General features: G+C 60.1%; 15 protein-coding genes. 6 read left to right on the forward strand and 9 right to left on the reverse strand.

Annotation, left to right across the window (positions count from 1 at the left end):
* The first annotated feature begins 57 nt into the window (after nucleotides 1-57).
* A complete protein-coding gene (locus C1949_RS05010; protein ID WP_104737370.1) occupies nucleotides 58-414 on the forward strand; it encodes a PilZ domain-containing protein in 357 nt (118 codons plus the stop codon).
* A 113-nt stretch (nucleotides 415-527) separates the two neighbouring features.
* On the opposite strand, the gene radA is transcribed toward C1949_RS05010, so the two are convergent.
* On the reverse strand, nucleotides 528-1,898 hold the full coding sequence (radA, locus tag C1949_RS05015) for a DNA repair protein RadA (protein ID WP_104737371.1): 1,371 nt from the start codon (nucleotides 1,896-1,898) through the stop codon (nucleotides 528-530).
* 102 nt (nucleotides 1,899-2,000) lie between these two features.
* On the opposite strand from radA, the gene C1949_RS05020 reads away from it, so the two are divergent.
* The 4 genes from C1949_RS05020 to C1949_RS05035 all read left to right on the forward strand — a co-directional run bounded on the left by C1949_RS05020 (nucleotide 2,001) and on the right by C1949_RS05035 (nucleotide 5,904).
* The gene (locus C1949_RS05020) at nucleotides 2,001-2,771 is read left to right on the forward strand and encodes an EAL domain-containing protein (RefSeq protein WP_211287074.1); all 771 of its coding nucleotides are present in this window, start codon (nucleotides 2,001-2,003) and stop codon (nucleotides 2,769-2,771) included.
* Nucleotides 2,764-4,215: a polyphosphate:AMP phosphotransferase gene (pap, locus tag C1949_RS05025; RefSeq protein WP_170063002.1), complete on the forward strand. Its 1,452-nt coding sequence runs from the start codon at nucleotides 2,764-2,766 to the stop codon at nucleotides 4,213-4,215. Before C1949_RS05020 ends, pap begins: the two co-directional genes overlap by 8 nt.
* Nucleotides 4,216-4,282: 67 nt before the next feature.
* Entirely contained in the window at nucleotides 4,283-4,693 is a 411-nt protein-coding gene (gene mscL / locus C1949_RS05030; protein WP_104737373.1) for a large-conductance mechanosensitive channel protein MscL, read from the forward strand.
* A gap of 86 nt (nucleotides 4,694-4,779) precedes the next feature.
* The gene (locus C1949_RS05035; RefSeq protein ID WP_104737374.1) at nucleotides 4,780-5,904 is read left to right on the forward strand and encodes a methyltransferase; all 1,125 of its coding nucleotides are present in this window, start codon (nucleotides 4,780-4,782) and stop codon (nucleotides 5,902-5,904) included.
* 3 nt (nucleotides 5,905-5,907) lie between these two features.
* Here the strand turns inward: C1949_RS05035 and C1949_RS05040 are convergent, their stop codons facing one another.
* From C1949_RS05040 to C1949_RS05060, 5 genes are all read right to left on the reverse strand, one after another.
* Entirely contained in the window at nucleotides 5,908-6,045 is a 138-nt protein-coding gene (locus C1949_RS05040) for a DUF2256 domain-containing protein (protein ID WP_104737375.1), read from the reverse strand.
* Nucleotides 6,042-7,586 carry a cryptochrome/photolyase family protein gene (locus C1949_RS05045; protein ID WP_104737376.1) on the reverse strand — a complete coding sequence of 515 codons (1,545 nt, stop codon included), beginning with the start codon at nucleotides 7,584-7,586 and terminating at the stop codon, nucleotides 6,042-6,044. The genes C1949_RS05040 and C1949_RS05045 overlap by 4 nt, the downstream gene beginning before the upstream one ends.
* A complete protein-coding gene (locus tag C1949_RS05050) occupies nucleotides 7,583-7,897 on the reverse strand; it encodes a DUF6482 family protein (protein ID WP_104737377.1) in 315 nt (104 codons plus the stop codon). The genes C1949_RS05045 and C1949_RS05050 overlap by 4 nt, the downstream gene beginning before the upstream one ends.
* Before the next feature lie 72 nt (nucleotides 7,898-7,969).
* Nucleotides 7,970-8,473: a TIGR00645 family protein gene (locus C1949_RS05055; protein ID WP_104737490.1), complete on the reverse strand. Its 504-nt coding sequence runs from the start codon at nucleotides 8,471-8,473 to the stop codon at nucleotides 7,970-7,972.
* A gap of 383 nt (nucleotides 8,474-8,856) precedes the next feature.
* Nucleotides 8,857-11,283, reverse strand: coding sequence for a Lon protease family protein (locus tag C1949_RS05060; protein ID WP_104737378.1), 2,427 nt, complete (start codon nucleotides 11,281-11,283; stop codon nucleotides 8,857-8,859).
* Nucleotides 11,284-11,436: 153 nt separating this feature from the next.
* Between C1949_RS05060 and C1949_RS05065 the strand changes: the two genes are divergently transcribed.
* On the forward strand, nucleotides 11,437-12,981 hold the full coding sequence (locus C1949_RS05065; protein WP_104737379.1) for an amidase: 1,545 nt from the start codon (nucleotides 11,437-11,439) through the stop codon (nucleotides 12,979-12,981).
* Here C1949_RS05065 and C1949_RS05070 read toward each other — a convergent pair.
* The 3 genes from C1949_RS05070 to C1949_RS05080 all read right to left on the reverse strand — a co-directional run bounded on the left by C1949_RS05070 (nucleotide 12,938) and on the right by C1949_RS05080 (nucleotide 17,084).
* Nucleotides 12,938-13,768, reverse strand: a complete 831-nt coding sequence (locus tag C1949_RS05070) for a uroporphyrinogen-III synthase (protein WP_104737380.1) — start codon at nucleotides 13,766-13,768, stop codon at nucleotides 12,938-12,940. The genes C1949_RS05065 and C1949_RS05070 overlap by 44 nt on opposite strands.
* A 192-nt stretch (nucleotides 13,769-13,960) precedes the next feature.
* The gene (locus tag C1949_RS05075; RefSeq protein ID WP_104737381.1) at nucleotides 13,961-15,418 is read right to left on the reverse strand and encodes a DUF3336 domain-containing protein; all 1,458 of its coding nucleotides are present in this window, start codon (nucleotides 15,416-15,418) and stop codon (nucleotides 13,961-13,963) included.
* 52 nt (nucleotides 15,419-15,470) lie between these two features.
* A complete protein-coding gene (locus tag C1949_RS05080; protein ID WP_170063003.1) occupies nucleotides 15,471-17,084 on the reverse strand; it encodes a wax ester/triacylglycerol synthase family O-acyltransferase in 1,614 nt (537 codons plus the stop codon).
* Between the last annotated feature and the right edge of the window lie 150 nt (nucleotides 17,085-17,234).

Consider the following 17,234-nt stretch of genomic DNA (forward strand, 5'->3'; position numbering starts at 1 on the left):
GCAACAAAAAGCGCTATAGTGAGGGCATCGATGACCACGACACCCGGGAGCCATCGGATGCACGATGACAGACGGCGCTTCAGCCGCATTCCGTTCGATGCCCAGACCATGCTGCAACAGGACGGCTGGTGCGTCGCAGCACAATTGATCGACATATCCCTGCGTGGCCTGCTGGTCATGCAGCCCGAAAGCTGGGACCCGGCGCGCGCGCAGACGCCTTTTATTGCGATTATCGAACTGTCCGAAGGCAGTCAGATTCGCATGGAAGTCACCCTCGCTCACGCCGAGGAAAACCTGCTCGGCTTTCAGTGCGAACACATTGATCTGGACTCAATCAGCCACCTGCGTCGGCTGGTTGCCCTAAATCTGGGTGACGAGACGATGCTGGAGCGGGAGCTGGCGGCTTTGCTTTAGGCGGCGCCACGCGCCGCAGCTTCAAGCTGAGAGTGCCTCCCAACTCCCCCCCCAGCGACTAGCCCCGGAGGTTTCGCTTTTCGCTTGCAGCTGTAGCAGCGGCTACGCCGCTGCTACTCAAATATCGCCGCCAGCGCCTGATCCAGCCGGGTTACCGCAATCACCTGCATTCCTTTAGGTGCTTCCTTGGGCGCATTGGCCTTAGGCACGATGGCGCGGGTAAAGCCGTGTTTGGCGGCTTCTTTCAAGCGTTCCTGTCCGCTTGGCACCGGGCGAATTTCACCCGACAGCCCCAACTCACCAAATACCATCAGATCCATCGGCAGCGGCCGGTTGCGCAGGCTCGACATGACTGCGGCCAGCAGCGCCAGATCGGCTGCCGTCTCCAGCACCTTGACGCCACCGACCACGTTGACAAAGACATCCTGGTCATAGGTAGCAACGCCGCCGTGGCGGTGCAGTACGGCCAGCAGCATCGCCAACCGGTTCTGATCCAGACCCAGCGTCACCCGCCGCGGGTTACCCAGATGACTGGTGTCGACCAGCGCCTGTACTTCCACCAGCATCGGCCGCGAGCCCTCCCAGGTGGCCATCACCACACTGCCGGGGATCGGCGCGTCGTAACGGGAGAGGAAAATCGCGGACGGGTTGGCCACTTCCTTCAGGCCCTTGTCGGTCATGGCGAACACCCCTAGCTCGTTGACCGCGCCAAAACGGTTCTTGACCGCCCGCAGCATACGGTAACGGCCGTCGGCCTCACCCTCGAAATACAGCACCGTATCAACCATGTGCTCAAGCACCCGCGGCCCAGCCAGCGACCCTTCCTTGGTCACGTGACCGACCAGAAAGATTGCCGTTCCGCTCTGCTTGGCGTAACGCACCAGCAAGGCTGCACTTTCGCGCACCTGGGCAACGCCGCCGGGAGCCGACTGCAGTTGTTCGGTAAAAATGGTCTGGATCGAGTCGACCACCATCACCCGGGGCTGTTCCTGCCGCGCCGTCGCAACAATGCTCTCGATACAGGTCTCGGTCATCACCTTGAGCTGATCTTCCGGCAAGCCGAGCCGGCGCGCGCGCATCGCTACCTGCTGCTGCGACTCCTCACCGGTCACATAAAGCGCGGGCATGCCCTGCGCCAAGCGGCACAGGGTCTGCAGCAGAATAGTCGACTTGCCAATCCCGGGATCACCGCCGATCAGCACGACAGAGCCGGCGACCAGGCCGCCGCCCAATACCCGATCCAGTTCGGAAGAACCACTGGGTTGGCGGGGCATCTCCTCAGTGGTGACCTCAGCCAGCGTCTTTACCGCGGCTTGCTGGCCGGTCCAGTTGCTCGTACGCGACGGGCTGCCACCGGTAGGCGTGGTGTCCAACACGGTCTCAACCATGCTGTTCCAGGCCTGGCACTCCGGGCACTGCCCGGCCCATTTGGAAAAGGTGGCGCCACACTCGGTGCAGCCGTATACGCGCTTCTGTTTAGCCATATGCGTTCAATCAACCTCAGGGAGCGGCACCGTGCATGCCGCTTGATATCAGGAGAACATTATCTTCTATACTGGCGGTCCAGAGGCGCAAGGATCCAAAAAATGACCACCGAGCCACAAACACCGCCGCCCTGCCGGGCCTGCACCGACCGCCCCCCGCTCGATTTTGAGTTCAGCATGGCGTTTCAGCCCATCATCGACGTGCGCAGTCGCGAGATCTTCGCCTGCGAGGCGCTGGTGCGAGGTACTGACGGCAGTGGCGCGGCCGCCATTCTGGCACAGGTGACAGACGAGAACCGGTATCAATTTGATCAGGCCTGTCGGGTCAAGGCGGTTGAGCTGGCAGCGCGCCTGGACATACCCGGCTATGTCAGCATCAATTTCCTGCCCAACGCCGTCTACGAGCCGGCAACCTGTATCAGGGCCACCCTGGAAGCAGCCAAGCGCCACAACTTTCCGCCGGAGCGGCTGCTGTTCGAGGTGACAGAAGGGGAACAGGTTACCGACCACGCTCACCTCAAGAGCATTCTCGGCGAATACACCCGCCGGGGGTTCAAGACAGCAATTGATGACTTTGGTGCAGGCTACTCCGGGCTGAACCTGTTGGCGGAATTTCAGCCAGACATCATCAAGCTGGATATGGCGCTACTGCGTAACATTGATCGCGACCCGGTGCGCCAGGCCATCGTGCGTGGCATTCTGGGCGTCTGCCAAACCCTGAACATCGAGGTCATCGCCGAAGGAGTAGAAACCTCCGAGGAGCTAGCCTTCCTGCGCTCTATCGGCATCTATCTGATCCAGGGCTACCTGTTGGCCCGCCCCGCCTTTGAGCATGTACCCGATATCAACTGGACCGCCATCGCCGATGAGTAACAGCAAGGATACAAACAAGAAACGCAAAGCCGAACGTGAAGCGCTGCGCGAAGAGCTGCTCGAAACCCAGTTTGAACTCCGCACCCTTGAACGCGGCTCGGTGTTGGTCCTGATCAGCGGGAATGACTTCGCCGGCAAGGCCGAGGTCATTCACAGCTTCTATGAATGGCTCGATAACCGCTATCTCAACACCCGGGCCTTTGGCCTGCCAAAAGGGGTCGACAAGCGCATGCCGCGCATGTGGCGTTACTGGCGCACCCTGCCACCCACCGGCGAGCTGGGATTTTATCTGGGTTCCTGGTATCACCAGCCACTGATGAAACTGAGCCGCGGGCAGATCAGCATCAACCGTTTTACCGCACAGATGCAGGAAATCCTGCATTTCGAACGGATGCTCAACGACGAGGGCATCATCTTGGTGAAAGTCTGGCTGCATCTGACCGATGACGAACGCGGCGCACGCCAGCGCATTGACCCAAGCCTGCTCAGGCAAACGGTAGCGATGCGCGAGTGGGGCGACTTCAGTGCGGCAGACTACGAGAAGGTCCGCGAGAGCGCCCGCCTGATGACCGAGCTAACCTCCAGCAACGAGTCGCCCTGGATACGGGTTCCGGCAGCGGACCCGCATGAACGCGATCAGCGCATTGGCCAGATCGTGCTGGAAGCCATGCGCGAACGCCTCAAAAATGCCCCCAAACCGCGACCGATTTACGGCTGGCAACCGGCCCAGCGCGACTACCTCGCCCAGCTGGATTACAGCCTGCAACTGTCCAAGGACGATTACCAGCAGCAGTTGGAACACTGGCAAAACCGCCTGCGCGATTTGATACAGCACCCGCGCTTTGCCCGACGCAGCCTGATGCTGGTCTTTGAAGGTAGCGATGCCGCTGGCAAGGGTGGCACCATCCGTCGCATCACCCAGTGCCTTGACCCGCGTATCCTGCGCGTACACGGCACCAGAGCACCCAGCGATGAAGAACGGCGCATGCCCTATCTGTGGCGCTTCTGGCGCCGCATTCCCGCGCCGGGCAACGTCGTTGTGTTTGATCGCAGTTACTACGGCCGGGTGCTGGTAGAACGTGTCGAAGGCTTCGCTGCCGACGCCGAATGGCAGCGCGCCTACGCCGAAATCAACGACTTCGAACAGCAACTGACTGACAGCGGCACCCTGTTGATCAAGTTCTGGCTGGCTATCACCGAAGAGGAGCAGCTCAAGCGTTTCAAGGACCGCGAGCAATCCCCGGTCAAGCGCTACAAACTGACGGACGAGGATTGGCGCAACCGCAAGCGCTGGCCCGCCTACGTTCAGGCAATGAACGACATGGTCGAGCACACCTCTACCCGTTCGGCCCCCTGGCACCTTATTCCCGCAGAAGACAAACGGCATGCCCGAATCCAGGCCCTGCGTATTCTCTGTGAAGCACTGGATGAAGAATTGAAATAGTTGGTCTGGCATGAGCGCGGCGCTATGATCAGCTCACGCCATGTCGGCGCCACTCAGGAAATACGCAATGAAACTACTGGATGAATTCAAGGCTTTTGCCATGCGCGGCAATGTTGTCGACATGGCCGTGGGTATCATTATTGGCGCCGCTTTCGGCAAGGTCGTTTCCTCCTTCGTCAATAATGTGGTCATGCCACCGTTGGGTGTGTTGATTGGGGGCGTGAACTTTACCGACCTGTCTATTGTGCTGAAGGAAGCCGAAGGTGAGGCGACTGAAGTGGCCATTAGTTACGGCCTGTTCATTCAGAGCGTGGTCGACTTCATGATCATCGCCGCCGCGGTTTTCATTGCCGTAAAAGTCATGAACAGCATGAAGAAGAAAGAAGAAGCTGCGCCTGCGGCTCCACCTGCGCCCTCGAAAGAAGAAGTCCTGCTCGGCGAGATCCGTGACCTGCTCAAGGAGCAGAAGCAAGGCTGAACCCTACTCTCAATCGCGCGGTGCCTCGCTGTCACAGCACCGCGCGATGCTATACTGCGCGGCACTTTCAACCGCTCTGGCCCACCATGCTTTCCTGCGATACGTCCTACGGCACGCTGCAATTACAGCGCTACCCCGCTTCCCGCGATGCCTCCCTGCAGGCCTTCGACGCGGCCGACCTGTACCTGCTGCAACGCCTTCAGGAAGAACCCGCGAGCAACCAGCCGGTGTTGATCATCAACGACAGCTTCGGCACCCTCGCCACCGCGCTGGCATCGGCAAATATTGAGGTGCACAGCTGGGGTGATTCATGGATGAGCTGGCGTGCCCTGCAGGACAACCTCGCTGTAAACGGCCTCGACCCAGCCAACGTGCGCTTCTTTAACAGCACGCAAACCCCAGACGGCCAGTACCAACAGGTGCTGCTGCGCATTCCGAAGAGTCTCAGCCTGCTGCAAGACCAACTGCAGCGTCTGCGTCCGCAACTCGCGGACAATGCCTTGCTGCTGGCCGGCAGCATGATCAAACATCTGCCACCCAGCGCTGGTGACCTGCTGGCAGCACACATCGGCCCATATCAGGCCTCGCTTGGCTGGAAAAAGGCGCGCCTGTTGCAGTGCCGGCATGATCCAGCGCTGCAACCACGAATTGCCGACCTGACCAGCAGCTACCCACTGGAAGGGACTTCGCTGCAGTTGAGCAACCGCCCCGGCGTATTCTCCCGCGAGAAACTGGATATCGGCACCCGCGTGCTACTGCCCTGCATTCCGGCCGACCGAGGCAACGCTCGCGTGATCGACCTGGGCTGTGGCAATGGCGCGCTCGGCTTGATGGCTGCCCAGCGCAATCCGGATGTGCAACTGACCTTCGTCGACGAGTCATGGGCGGCGATGGCCTCGGCACAGGACAACTTCCGTGCCGCCTTCCCCGGTCGCAGCGCTTGGTTTATCGTCAGCGACGGGCTAAGCGAGGCCGAAGCCGGCTGCGCAGACCTGATCCTCTGCAACCCGCCGTTCCACCAGCAACAGGTGGTCGGCGACCAGATCGCCCGACGGCTGTTTCGCCAGAGCCGCCACGCGCTCGCACCGGGCGGCCAACTGCTGATCGTCGGCAATCGCCATTTGGGCTATCACCAGACGCTGAAGCGCTACTTTGGCACGGTTGAGCAAGTGGCCGCGGCGCCCAAATTCGTGGTGCTAGCCGCCAGCTGAGCATCAGTTGCGGCGCGTTCGTCGGCAGCGTTCCGAACAGGAACGCACCTCATCCCAGCATGCGGCCCATTTGCGCCGCCAGCTGAAGGGGCGACCACAGACCGCGCAGACCTTCTGCGGCAAATCGCCCTTGCACCTCATAACGCCTCGCCAGCGTCCAACCGAACCAACAGATGCTCACCCCAGTCCCAAAGCGCCTGCTGCTTCGCCTCCGGCATCCGCTGCAGATTGCGGTACACCAGCCCCATGCGCGGGTTGCCGCTGAGCTGATCGCGATGACGCATGATGAAATGCCAGTACAGTGCATTGAACGGGCACGCCCTAGCGCCCGTCTGCTCGCCCACCTTGTAGCTACACCCACTGCAATAGTTGGACATTCGCTTGATGTACTGACCACTGGCGCAATAGGGCTTGGAGCCCAGAAAGCCGCCATCGGCATGCATCACCATGCCCAACGTATTGGGCAGCTCGACCCAGTCAAAGGCATCCATATACACCGCCAGATACCAGTCGCAGATCTGCTTTGGTTCAATGCCCGCCAACAAGGCGAAGTTGCCCGTCACCATCAGCCGCTGGATGTGGTGTGCATAGGCATGCTCAAGGGTCTGGCCGATGGCCTGCTGCATGCAGCGCATGCGGGTCTGACCAGTCCAGTAGAACTCGGGTAACGCACGTTGATTGCCGAACGTGTTGCGCTCGGCATAGTCCGGCATCATCAGCCAGTAGATGCCGCGCACATACTCACGCCAGCCGAGTATCTGGCGAATAAACCCTTCGGCGGCATTCAATGGAATCAACCCGGCCTGCCAGTCTGCCTGCACATCCAGGCAGACCCGGCGCGGGTCCAGCAGGCCGATATTCAGCGCCGCGGCAATGCGCGCATGAAACAGCCAGCGCTGGTCGACCGCCATGGCGTCCTGAAAATCACCAAACTGTGCCAGCGCCTGACGGCGAAAGCACTGCCAGAGTTGCTCTGCTTCGGCATGGGTTACCGGGTAGTCAAAACCGTCGAGAGCGCCGTAGTGGTCGGTAAAGCGCGTTGCCACCAATGCACACACCGCCTGGGTAATCGCGTCCGCAGGGAAATGCGGTTGGTCCGGTACCGCATGCCCCGTTGGCAGCGGTTTGCGATTGTCCTCATCGTAGTTCCAGCTCCCCCCTTCAGGCTGTCCCTCAGCCGTCATCAGCAGCCCGCTTTCCCGGCGCATTTCTCGATAGAAATACTCCATGCGCAACTGCTTGCGCCCCTCTGCCCAGCGGGCAAAGCGTTCACTGCTGCAGAAAAAGCGCGTATCCGGACATAGCTCCAGCTCGGGCCAGTCGTCCTGACGCTGACGAAAGCGCTCAAGCAACCGCCATTCACCCGGCTCGGTCAGCAAAATGCGCTCAGGGGCCAACCGAGCGCGTGCGCGCGCCAATTCGCCGTCCAGCGAACCCGTATTGGCCGGGTCGTCCAGGCGAATGTAGTCAACAGAGAACCCCCTTGAACTCAGGTTCTCGGCGAAATGCCGCATAGCAGAAAGAATGAAGACAATCTTCTGCGGATGGTGGGGCACGTAACGTCCCTCTTCATCCGCTTCGATCAGGAGAATGTGGTCGCTGGCCGGATCAGCACCAGCGAGACTGCTGATCGCGGGGTCGAGCTGATCCCCCAGCAGCAGAATCAGGTTGCGCACACTCATGGGTGCAATGACACAGTAAGGCGCATGGCGGCCGCATCCGCCGACCCGGCTACCGGGCCGGTGGCACCAGCCTCATCAGCCACATTCAGATGAACCAGCTCAATCGTCGGCCAGGGCAAATCGGCCAGAGCCCGGCGCACGTCCTCAAGAGAGCGAAAGTGCCGGGGTGCTGGTAGACCATCGCCGTGCAGCAACGCACGCTGACCATCCACCTGGGTCTCAACCAGATAGAGACTGCCTTCGTGCGAAAGTAGCGCCAGGCGCTGCAGACGTCCCTGCTCTGCGGCCAACTGCAATTGTTCCAGAGTCATGCGTACGCCTCCAAAAACTTATACAGAGACTATACATCACAACGCAAAACCCAGCCAAAATGTACAACGCTGTCAATCAGCGTGGCGCTTGTCCTTGGCGAGCTTGTCCAGCAGTCCCATGGCGAAGGCCGAGACAACGAAGGTCAGGTGGATCAGCACGTACCACATGAGCTTGTCGTTATCGATATTGACCGCATTCATAAACACCTTGAGCAGGTGAATAGATGAGATCGCCACAATAGAAGCGGCCACCTTCATCTTCAGCGAGCCCGAGTCCATCTTGCCCAGCCAGCTGAGCTTTTCCTTGCCCTCGTCGATATCGAGCTGAGACACGAAGTTCTCGTAGCCCGAAATCATCACCATCACCAGCAGCCCGCCTACCAGCGCCATGTCGACCAGCGACAGCACGACCAGAATCAAGTCAGCTTCCTTGGTCTCAAGCAAGTGCGGCGCCAGATGAATCAGCTCCTGAAAGAACTTCACCGCCAGCGCCAGCAGCGCCAGAGACAGACCGAAATAAATGGGCGCCAGAATCCAGCGCGCCGAATACATCATGTTTTCCAGAAGGCGTTCCATGAAGCGCATTACCTCAATTTACATAGGCTCAGTTTTGGGGCACAGCGGTTGTTCACAGTAACTGTGGATAACTCTGTGAGCAGTGAACTGATAACTCACTGCGACCCTGTCAGCACGGGCGCTCATGCGCTCCGCACAAATTTTGCTCAGTTGCCAAGATTGCTTACGATGTGCCATCACTTCGCCTGCAGACCAGCAACCATGCACCTTCCAGAAGCAGGCAAGATTGCTGAAAGGTCAGATACAGCGGCTGCCGTCAAGACCTTATTGTGTTATCCACCGCCTATTTGCGACAGTGTGTCGCAGCAAAGCCTGTGGATAACCCTGTAGACAGATGCCGTTGGCGCTTATGTTTCAAGGCGCCAACGGGAATGGCGCACGGCTCAGCCTTGGGCGTCGTCAGCCGACTCGGTGTCGGCCTCCTCCTCTTCGCGGTCACGCTCGGCAATCTCGGCCAACCGTGCTACCACCCGCGCGTTGATGCTGCCTTCGGCGAAGTCGCCCTCGTCATTCATATCGCCCGCCGGCTCTCCGGCGAGCAGCGCCAGCGCCTCATCAACTCGCGATACGCCGTAGACCGAGAACTGACCTGCCCGCACGGCCTGCAACACTTCTTCACCAAGCATCAGGTTCGGCACATTGGAGCGCGGAATGATAACCCCCTGCTCTCCGGTCAGACCACGGGCCTGGCACAGGCGGAAGAATCCTTCGATCTTCTCATTGAGCCCGCCGACCGCCTGTACTTCACCAAACTGGTTGATCGAACCGGTAATCGCAAAGCACTGCTTGAGTGGTGTGCGTGACAATGCGGAAATAAGCGTACAGACCTCGCCGAGCGAGGCACTGTCACCATCGACATAGCCGTAGGACTGCTCCAGCGCGATACTGGCCGAGATCTCCAGCGGATGCTTCTGAGCATATCGGCTGCCCAGGAAACCCGTCAGAATCATCACGCCCTTGGAGTGGATCGGTTGGCCGAGGTTTACCTCACGTTCGATATCGACAATGCCACTGCCGCCAGGGTACACGGTGGCGCTGATTCGCGCCGGCAGACCGAATACCGAGTCACCGACTTCCAGCACGGTCAGACCGTTACACTTGCCCACCGCTGCGCCATCGGTGTCGATCAGAATCACGCCCGACAGCATATCTTCGTGAATACGCGCACTGACTCGCCCTGTGCGAGTTTCCTTGGCGCGCAGCGCGCGTTCAATATGCGCCGTATCTGTAACCGGGTCGCCGGCCAGCTGGCGGGTAAAATCCGCTTCAGCGACCAACTGGAAGATGTCGCTGATGCGCGCCGACAAGCGCTTCTGGTGCTCGGCCAATCGAGTACTGTAGGTCAGCACGCGGGCGACAGCAGCTGCCGTGAGCGGCGCCAGCCCTTCTTCCGAGGTCCGGGTCTTCAACAACTGCGCCATTCCCTCAATGCTTTCTGGCGTGCGCGCGAGGTCTTCATCAAAGTCGACCAGTACGCGGAACATCTCCTGAAAGTCCGGATCCAGATCCTGCAGCGCATAATAGACTTGGCGTGAGCCGATGATCACCACCTTCACATCCAGCGGAATGACCTGCGGCGTCAGGCTGACCGTTGCCAGCCGGCCCATATCGGCCCAGGGTGATTCCATCTTCAGCTGACGCGAGTGCAGCGCACGCTTGAGTGCATCCCAGACGAAGGGCTCACCCAGCAGTTTTTCTGCTTCCAGCAGCAGAAAGCCGCCGTTGGCACGGTGCAAAGCGCCTGAGCGGATATGCCGGTAGCTGGTGATCAAGGCGCCCTGCTCCGGCGTATACTCGATCCGGCCGAACAGATTGTCATAAGACGGGTGCGGTTCGTGCACCACCGGCGCGCCGCCATTTGTATGGTGACCAACGACCAGGCTCGGACTGTACTGCTCTATCAATAGCTGCTTCTTGAAAGCGTCCGGTCGCGCCTCCAGCTGACGCTCCTCAACCAACTGATCAATCACGGTTTTCAACAGATTCTGACGCATCGCCTGCAGATAGTCGCAGATCGCCTGATTCCCGCTGTACTGCTCCAGCAGCGGTTCCAACAACGGCTGCAGCGCCTCGGTGATGGTTTCCTCATTAAGCTCGCGCAACTGGTTGCTGGACTCGCGCTTCCACTGCGGCAAACTCGCCAGTTCCTGATTGAGCACCTCTTCCAGCTCCGAGATATCGCTGTGGAAGCGTTCGCGCTCTTCCTCCGGCAACTGGGCGAAATCGGCCTCGTCCAGCGCCTTACCCTCTTTCATTGGCGTAAAGGCGATGTTCTGTGAATCACGGTACAGGGCAATGCTCTTATCATGGGCTCGGCGCTCAACCGAATCCAGCGCGCGGTCATAACGCTGGTTGAAGGCGCGATCAATGGCGCTTTTTTTCTGCTGATAGGCGGGATGCTCAAAGACCGCCGGAAAGGTCGCCAGCAGGTTGTCGATAAAGCGGTCGATGGTTTCGATCAGCTCACCCGCCGAGCCCGGCGTCAGGCTGATCACCCAGGGCTCTCGCGGATCATCGAAATTGTTGACGTAGACATAGTCCTGCGGCGTGATCTGGCGCTTGGCCTCGGTACGCAGATAGCGCTGCACGTAGGAGAAGCGGCCGGTTCCGGGATCGCCCATGACAAACACGTTATACCCTGGGCGATGCATTGCCACGCCGAATTGCAGCGCCTCTACGGCGCGCTCCTGGCCAAGAATGCCGCGGAAAGGTTCAAGGTCATCGGTGGTGGTAAAGCCAAGACTGTCGAGATCGATGGGGGCGGTGAGTTGGTCCGGGGTAAGACGTAGCGCTGCGGATTCGTTGGTCATCCAGCTTCCTTGGGCTCGCGGATTCAGACAAGGCTGCATTGTTGCCCCGCCAACATCTGCTGACAAGTGTCGAGGTGCCCCGACTTGACGCCAGTCGCCGGCTTCGGGCTTAAATAGAGCAAAAGCTCAAAACAACAAGAACAGGGACGTGCGATGCCGATCGATCAGCAGCAGTACCTCAACAACGACGCCACCGGCCTGGCTAACATGGTCAGTCAGGGCGACACCAGCGCAACAGAGCTGTTGGATATCGCTATCAGTCGCTGCGAGCAACTCAACCCGTCGATCAACGCCATCTGTCGGCCGATGTACGACATCGCCCGCGAACGCATCAAACAGCCGCTGAGTGGCCCGCTGGCCGGCGTCCCCATTCTTATCAAGGACGCGGTACAGGACTACGCCGGACTACCTACCAGCAACGGTAATCAGGCGTTCAATCGGCTACCGGCTACCCAGCACTCCCACATTGTCCGCCGCCTGCTTGATGCCGGTGCCGTGATTATCGGCAAGACCAACACCCCGGAACTCGCCCTCAAAGGGGTCACCGACCCCAAGGCGTTCGGCCTGACTCGCAACCCGTGGAACCCCGAACACACCCCGGGCGGCTCCAGCGGCGGCTCGGCAGCCGCAGTGGCAGCAGGTCTGGTACCGCTGGCCGGTGCCAACGACGGCGGCGGTTCGATCCGCATCCCCGCTGCCTGCTGCGGCCTGTTCGGTCTGCGCCCAAGTCGCGGGCGCGTTTCTCCAGGGCCTGCCTCTGCCGAGATATGGGAAGGAGCCTCAAGCGATCTGGTGCTCTCACGCAGCGTGCGTGACGCCGCACTTTCGTTGGACCTGATGGCCGGCGGCAACCCGGGTGATCCATTTATCATTGCGGCCCCGGAGCAGGACTTCCGCACCTTGGCCAAACGTGAGCCGGGCAGGCTGCGCATCGGTTTTAGCACCCGCTCTCCGGTAGACCGGCCCGTTCACCCCGAGGCCATCGAAGCAGTGCAACGTACTATCGCACTGCTGCACTCACTGGGCCACGACGTAGAGGAAGCTCAGCCCGAGTACGATGGCCATGCACTCGCTCGCAGCTACCTCAGTCTGTATTTCGGTCAGGTAGCCGCCACCCTGCAGCAAGCTCGGGATATGGGTGCAAGCGAGGGTGAGTTTGAGCTGCTGACCCGAATCCTTGCGGCGCTCGGTCGAGCCCAGAGCAGCGGCGAATACGTCAGTCGTCATCGCGACTGGAACCAGTTCGGCCAAGCGCTGGGCACCTTCTACCAACGCTACGACCTGTATCTGACCCCGACGCTGGCGCACCCGCCAATCCGTCACGAACAGGCCGAACTACCAAGCAGACAACAGCAAATTCTGCGCCTGATGCTCGACAGCGGACTGCTGTCATTCATGGCCAGACGCGGCTGGCTGGACACGATGATTGAAGGCATGGCGCTAGATAACCTGACCTACGTGCCCTTCACCCAGTTGGCCAACCTGACCGGCACACCCGCCATGAGTGTGCCGCTGCACTGGACCACCGACGGCCTGCCCCTCGGCGTTCAATTCTGTGCCCCCAGCGGCGGTGAAGCACTGTTACTGCAGTTGGCTACCCAGCTGGAAGCGGCACAGCCGTGGAAAGACCATTGGCCCGCCATGGCCGGCGCGGTCAGCCCAGCACCTTCACCAGCTCACGCACCAGTGGCTTCATAAAGAAGCTGCTTTCCGGCATCAGGTCGACCTGGATACCGCGAGCACGCAGCTCATCAGCGACCACCGGGCCGACCGCCGCCACCTTGATCTGCGCCAGCGCGGCCAAAAGTGCGGGTTCGCCCTGTTCCCGCCGCCGGGCAATCTGCAGCAGGCGCCGTACCTGGGTAGCACTGGTAAAGGCAATCGCATCGACGTCGATCGCCAGCAGGGTGTCAATCAGCTGATCAACCTGCGCATCCTCGACATCATCCGCATAGATATAAGGCGCAACCGTGCTGACGCTGGCGCCCGCATCGGTCAAAAAGTCGACCAGTCGCCGATTCGGATCAGTTCCGTAAAGTTGAACGCCAATGCGCAGACCATTCAAGTTCTGGCCTTTCAGCGTTTCGATCACGCCTTCAGTGGTCGGCGCAACCGCAACCCGATCCGGGCGCAAGCCTGCCTTGCGCAGCGCTGCCCCCGGCTTTGGCCCGCGGGTCAGCTTGGGGGTCGCCCCCAACGCCGCAACAAATTCATCATGCAGGCTACCGCCCTGACGCGCAGCCAGCGCCAGCATGCGACGCAACCCTTCGCCGGTCAGCAAGATCAATTGATCAAAGGGATTGGCAATCAGCTCGCGCATCCACGCCAGCACCGGCTGCGGATCCGGCGCATCGTGGATTGAGACCAGCGGGCAGCGCACTACCTCAGCCCCGCGCTTGGTCAGCATATCGGCAAACAAGTCGAGCTCGCGGCTCTCCGGCAGGGCAATACGGCGGCCAGTCAGCGGCATTTCGTCAGGTGTCATGGTGTTTCAATTCGTGGCTGGGCAATGTGAGCATTGTGCGCATTGCCAGCGCGAATGAAAAGGCACCGAGGCCATGGCGCAGGCAGGGGCCCACTGCCCGACGCGCAACACGGAAGGGGCAATGAGCTGCTCGTCTGCCCCCTCCTTCACACACCCGACCGGATCAGACTTCGTTTCTGAAACCTGCAGCCGCTACTTCTCCCATTCACGGGTGTGCAGGATATGGTCCAGCGTACGGCTGACTGCCGTGCAGTTGCGCACCATCTCGATCTTCTCCCAGGTCGAGCGTTCGCCCTCATGAATCAGGCGGTGCATAGCCTCGCGGCTCGGCGGCGCCAGCAAGCGCAGCGGATGATCCCAGCGGTTACGCAGGAAGATGTTGATGTCCGCGGTGTATTCCTGCGCCAATACCCCATAGGTCAGATGCTGCATCAAACTGATTACCGGAGATTTGATACGGATATTGTCGCGACTGAAGCGCATGGCCTCGGCTGCGCCCAGCTTGAGGAAACGCGCCTGGAAGTGCGCCAGATTGCGCAAACGACTGCGCGGCGCATCAGGGTCCGGGGTAATGGCCAAGGCCGCCGGATTGGTCATGCTGGAAATGAAATGGTTGACGCCATACAGCCGCGCCAGGCGTTTGGCCGGCAAGTCATCGGCGAATGAGCCGTCGATCCACTTCATGCCAGGCAGATAAGGCACCGTCTCCCCTGCCGCGTTGCGACACATCAGCGTCACCGGCGGGTAGACACCGTAGATCGCACACGACGCCATGACGGCGGTACGAATAAGCACGTTGGGTGAAGTAATAGCATTGAGCAGCCGCGGCGCCTGCTGGGTAGAGAGCCCGGTGACCGTAATATTGAGCTTGCGGCCGGTCAGCTCAAAGGCCTCCTGGAAGGTCAGATCCGGGATGATCTTGCTGAGGTAATCACGCAGGTTGTCAGCATCCATCGCGCGACCACCGCCGAACAGGCTGAGCGACGGGCGAATGGCGCTGGTTTCCTCGATCTCGTGATGCAGATTGTCGATGGCAAGACGCTCGCGCAACTCCTCATCAACATGGGTGCACGCCGTTGCAGCAAGAATCGAACCCGCGCTGCTGCCCGAGATGATCTCCGGCAGCAAACCCTGCTCGAACAGCGCCTTCAAAACCCCGGCGTGGAAGAAGCCGAGCACCGCGCCACCACTCAGCATCAAGGCGGTCCGACCATTGCAATGGCTGGCACGCAGAAAGAAATCCTGCTTCTCGGCCAGCGAAATGACGTTGTCGTCCACCTCGTTCAGGTCGTTCAGTGCACCACACAATTCATCGATGTACCGGGTGATGAGGTTTTTCGTTCCCAGCCGCGCCTTGTTATATAGCGACGGCTTGCCCATGCCGCCCAGGTTGCCATGAACACCCTCGTTGAGCACGAACAGCAACTGATGATAATCCTTGCGAAAGCGCAAATCCCGCAACACGTCCAGGCGCTGACGAATTGAACGGTAGTCGTAGCTTTCGCAGGCGTCATCCTGCTTCCACTCGTCCAGCCCTTCCTCGTGATCCCAGGCTGCAGCCAGCTCGCTCCACTGCTCGTAGCTTTCTGCCTTTTCCATCGACTGCAGCAGCGCCTTGCTTCTGCCACGCTGAAAGAGATTGGCTACCATATTCAACTCCCATGGCGCCCACAGGCGCCTTACCAATAGTTACGTTGCAGCGTCAGGCAGCGCCAGCGGACTTGGCTTGCTTCCCTTCAGCAGCGGCGGGTTCAGCTGTCTTGGCTGCGGCCTTCTTCCGCGCACCGGCTGCCACTGGCGCAGCCTTTTCGGCCGCTTTTTCTGTCGTTGCCTCATCGTTGGTCGCCGGCCGCGGTGCCTCGATGCGCCCGGGAGCCGCAGCGGCTGCAGTTTTTTCCAGGTCGGCCAACAACGCGCGGTATTCTTCGGTGGAGGCCTGAATGCAGCTGATGTAGAAGTCCATGTCGGAGACAATGTTGCGGTCCGCCAGCACGCCGACATTGAGATCATCGTAGATACCGGTCAGGCAGTGGCTGATAGCCATCCCGTCGCTGACCGGCGCCAGCGGGAACACATTGACGATGCGGGCCCCGGCAAAATAGCGGGGCAATAGACCGGGAATCCCGGGCACATTGGTAATCAGGGTGTTCACCAGCGGCACCGCACTAACCAGCTTGGACTTGTTCTGAATCCACGCGCCCAGCGCACGAACGTAAGGCGGCACCATATCTCCGACCGCGTTGTTGAGATCACACAGAACGTCGCGAGCCAGCGGCACGCCCCGCGCGGTTCGGCGACGCACCGCCGAGAGACGCTCGTGGGCATCGTCAATATCGGTTCCGATGCCGATAAACATCGCCGAAATCAGGTTGCCACAATCCTTCACCGCCTCGTTAGGCCGGACCGACACCGGGCACATCGATACCAGCGATTCGTTGGCAGGCAGTTGGTTGTGGTGCGATAGATAGCGGCGCATGCCTCCAGCAATGATGGCAATAACCACGTCGTTCAGCGTGGCCCCAGGACACAGCTGACGCATACGCTTGAGTTCAGGAATGTTCCAGGTCAGCGCACCGTACGAACGATGTGGTGAGATCTGCACATTGAAGATGGTGCGCGGTACCCGGCGCTGCTCCGGCTTGGCCTCGGCACGCAGACGTCTGACCAGCTCCACCCCTTTGCGCCCGGCGGTCAGCCCGGCGCGCATGCTGCGCCAGGCCTGCCCCATCATCCGCGGTGTGGTGCGCGACCACATTTCCAGCCGAGTCGGCGCACGCTCGGCCACTTCAACCCGATCACGCCGCCCATATTCGTGGTCGGCTGTCTCTTCCATCATCGCGGTGGTCAGCTCAAGACTGGCCTTGCCATCAACGTAGGCGTGGTGGAATCGAATCAGCACCGCAAAGCTGTTCGGAGGAATGCCCGGTACGTTGTTCACGCCTTCAATAATGTAGATCTCCCACGGCGCGCGTTCCATATCGACACTGCGCGACATGGTCCGTGCGGTGAAGATGCAGAGTTGCCGCCAGTCGCCAGGCTGCGGCAGACCAACATGACGCACGTGATACTCCAGATCGAAGTTCTCGTCATCCAGCCAGTAAGGGTCGTCAAGCTGGAAAGGAGCGGTTTCCAGTCGGCGACGAAAGTAAGACGTTGTATTCAAGCGATCCGAAACGTACTGAAGAATATCCTTGTGCCGCACCAATCCACCCGGCGCCGTGCTCTGATCACACAGCCAGAGGCTACCGATCATCATCGGCTGGTTCGGCGCCTCGAAATAGAAGAAGTGGGAGTCCATCGGGGTCAGCTGTTTCATGGTAGAGGTCCTCATACCGATTGGGTGTATGCGCCACGTACTTCACAAGTCAGGCCTTGATCCGGAGCACCAACAGACGAATCAAAAAGTAAAATCGCCCCGATTTTATATGCAAAAAGAAAGCGATTTTAATTGATTCAAAACAGGATA

It is taken from the genome of Halopseudomonas oceani (genome assembly GCF_002903165.1).
Taxonomy (GTDB): domain Bacteria; phylum Pseudomonadota; class Gammaproteobacteria; order Pseudomonadales; family Pseudomonadaceae; genus Halopseudomonas; species Halopseudomonas oceani.

Coding starts and splice junctions, on each gene's coding strand:
- pap (WP_170063002.1), top strand. CDS start 2,764: ATGAGTAACAGCAAGGATACAAACAAGAAACGCAAAGCCGAACGTGAA.
- radA (WP_104737371.1), bottom strand. CDS start 1,898: ATGGCTAAACAGAAGCGCGTATACGGCTGCACCGAGTGTGGCGCCACC.
- C1949_RS05075 (WP_104737381.1), bottom strand. CDS start 15,418: ATGGTAGCCAATCTCTTTCAGCGTGGCAGAAGCAAGGCGCTGCTGCAG.
- C1949_RS05040 (WP_104737375.1), bottom strand. CDS start 6,045: ATGAGGTGCAAGGGCGATTTGCCGCAGAAGGTCTGCGCGGTCTGTGGT.
- C1949_RS05080 (WP_170063003.1), bottom strand. CDS start 17,084: ATGAAACAGCTGACCCCGATGGACTCCCACTTCTTCTATTTCGAGGCG.
- C1949_RS05060 (WP_104737378.1), bottom strand. CDS start 11,283: ATGACCAACGAATCCGCAGCGCTACGTCTTACCCCGGACCAACTCACC.
- C1949_RS05020 (WP_211287074.1), top strand. CDS start 2,001: ATGACCACCGAGCCACAAACACCGCCGCCCTGCCGGGCCTGCACCGAC.
- C1949_RS05045 (WP_104737376.1), bottom strand. CDS start 7,586: ATGAGTGTGCGCAACCTGATTCTGCTGCTGGGGGATCAGCTCGACCCC.
- C1949_RS05010 (WP_104737370.1), top strand. CDS start 58: ATGCACGATGACAGACGGCGCTTCAGCCGCATTCCGTTCGATGCCCAG.
- C1949_RS05055 (WP_104737490.1), bottom strand. CDS start 8,473: ATGGAACGCCTTCTGGAAAACATGATGTATTCGGCGCGCTGGATTCTG.
- mscL (WP_104737373.1), top strand. CDS start 4,283: ATGAAACTACTGGATGAATTCAAGGCTTTTGCCATGCGCGGCAATGTT.
- C1949_RS05035 (WP_104737374.1), top strand. CDS start 4,780: ATGCTTTCCTGCGATACGTCCTACGGCACGCTGCAATTACAGCGCTAC.
- C1949_RS05070 (WP_104737380.1), bottom strand. CDS start 13,768: ATGACACCTGACGAAATGCCGCTGACTGGCCGCCGTATTGCCCTGCCG.
- C1949_RS05065 (WP_104737379.1), top strand. CDS start 11,437: ATGCCGATCGATCAGCAGCAGTACCTCAACAACGACGCCACCGGCCTG.
- C1949_RS05050 (WP_104737377.1), bottom strand. CDS start 7,897: ATGACTCTGGAACAATTGCAGTTGGCCGCAGAGCAGGGACGTCTGCAG.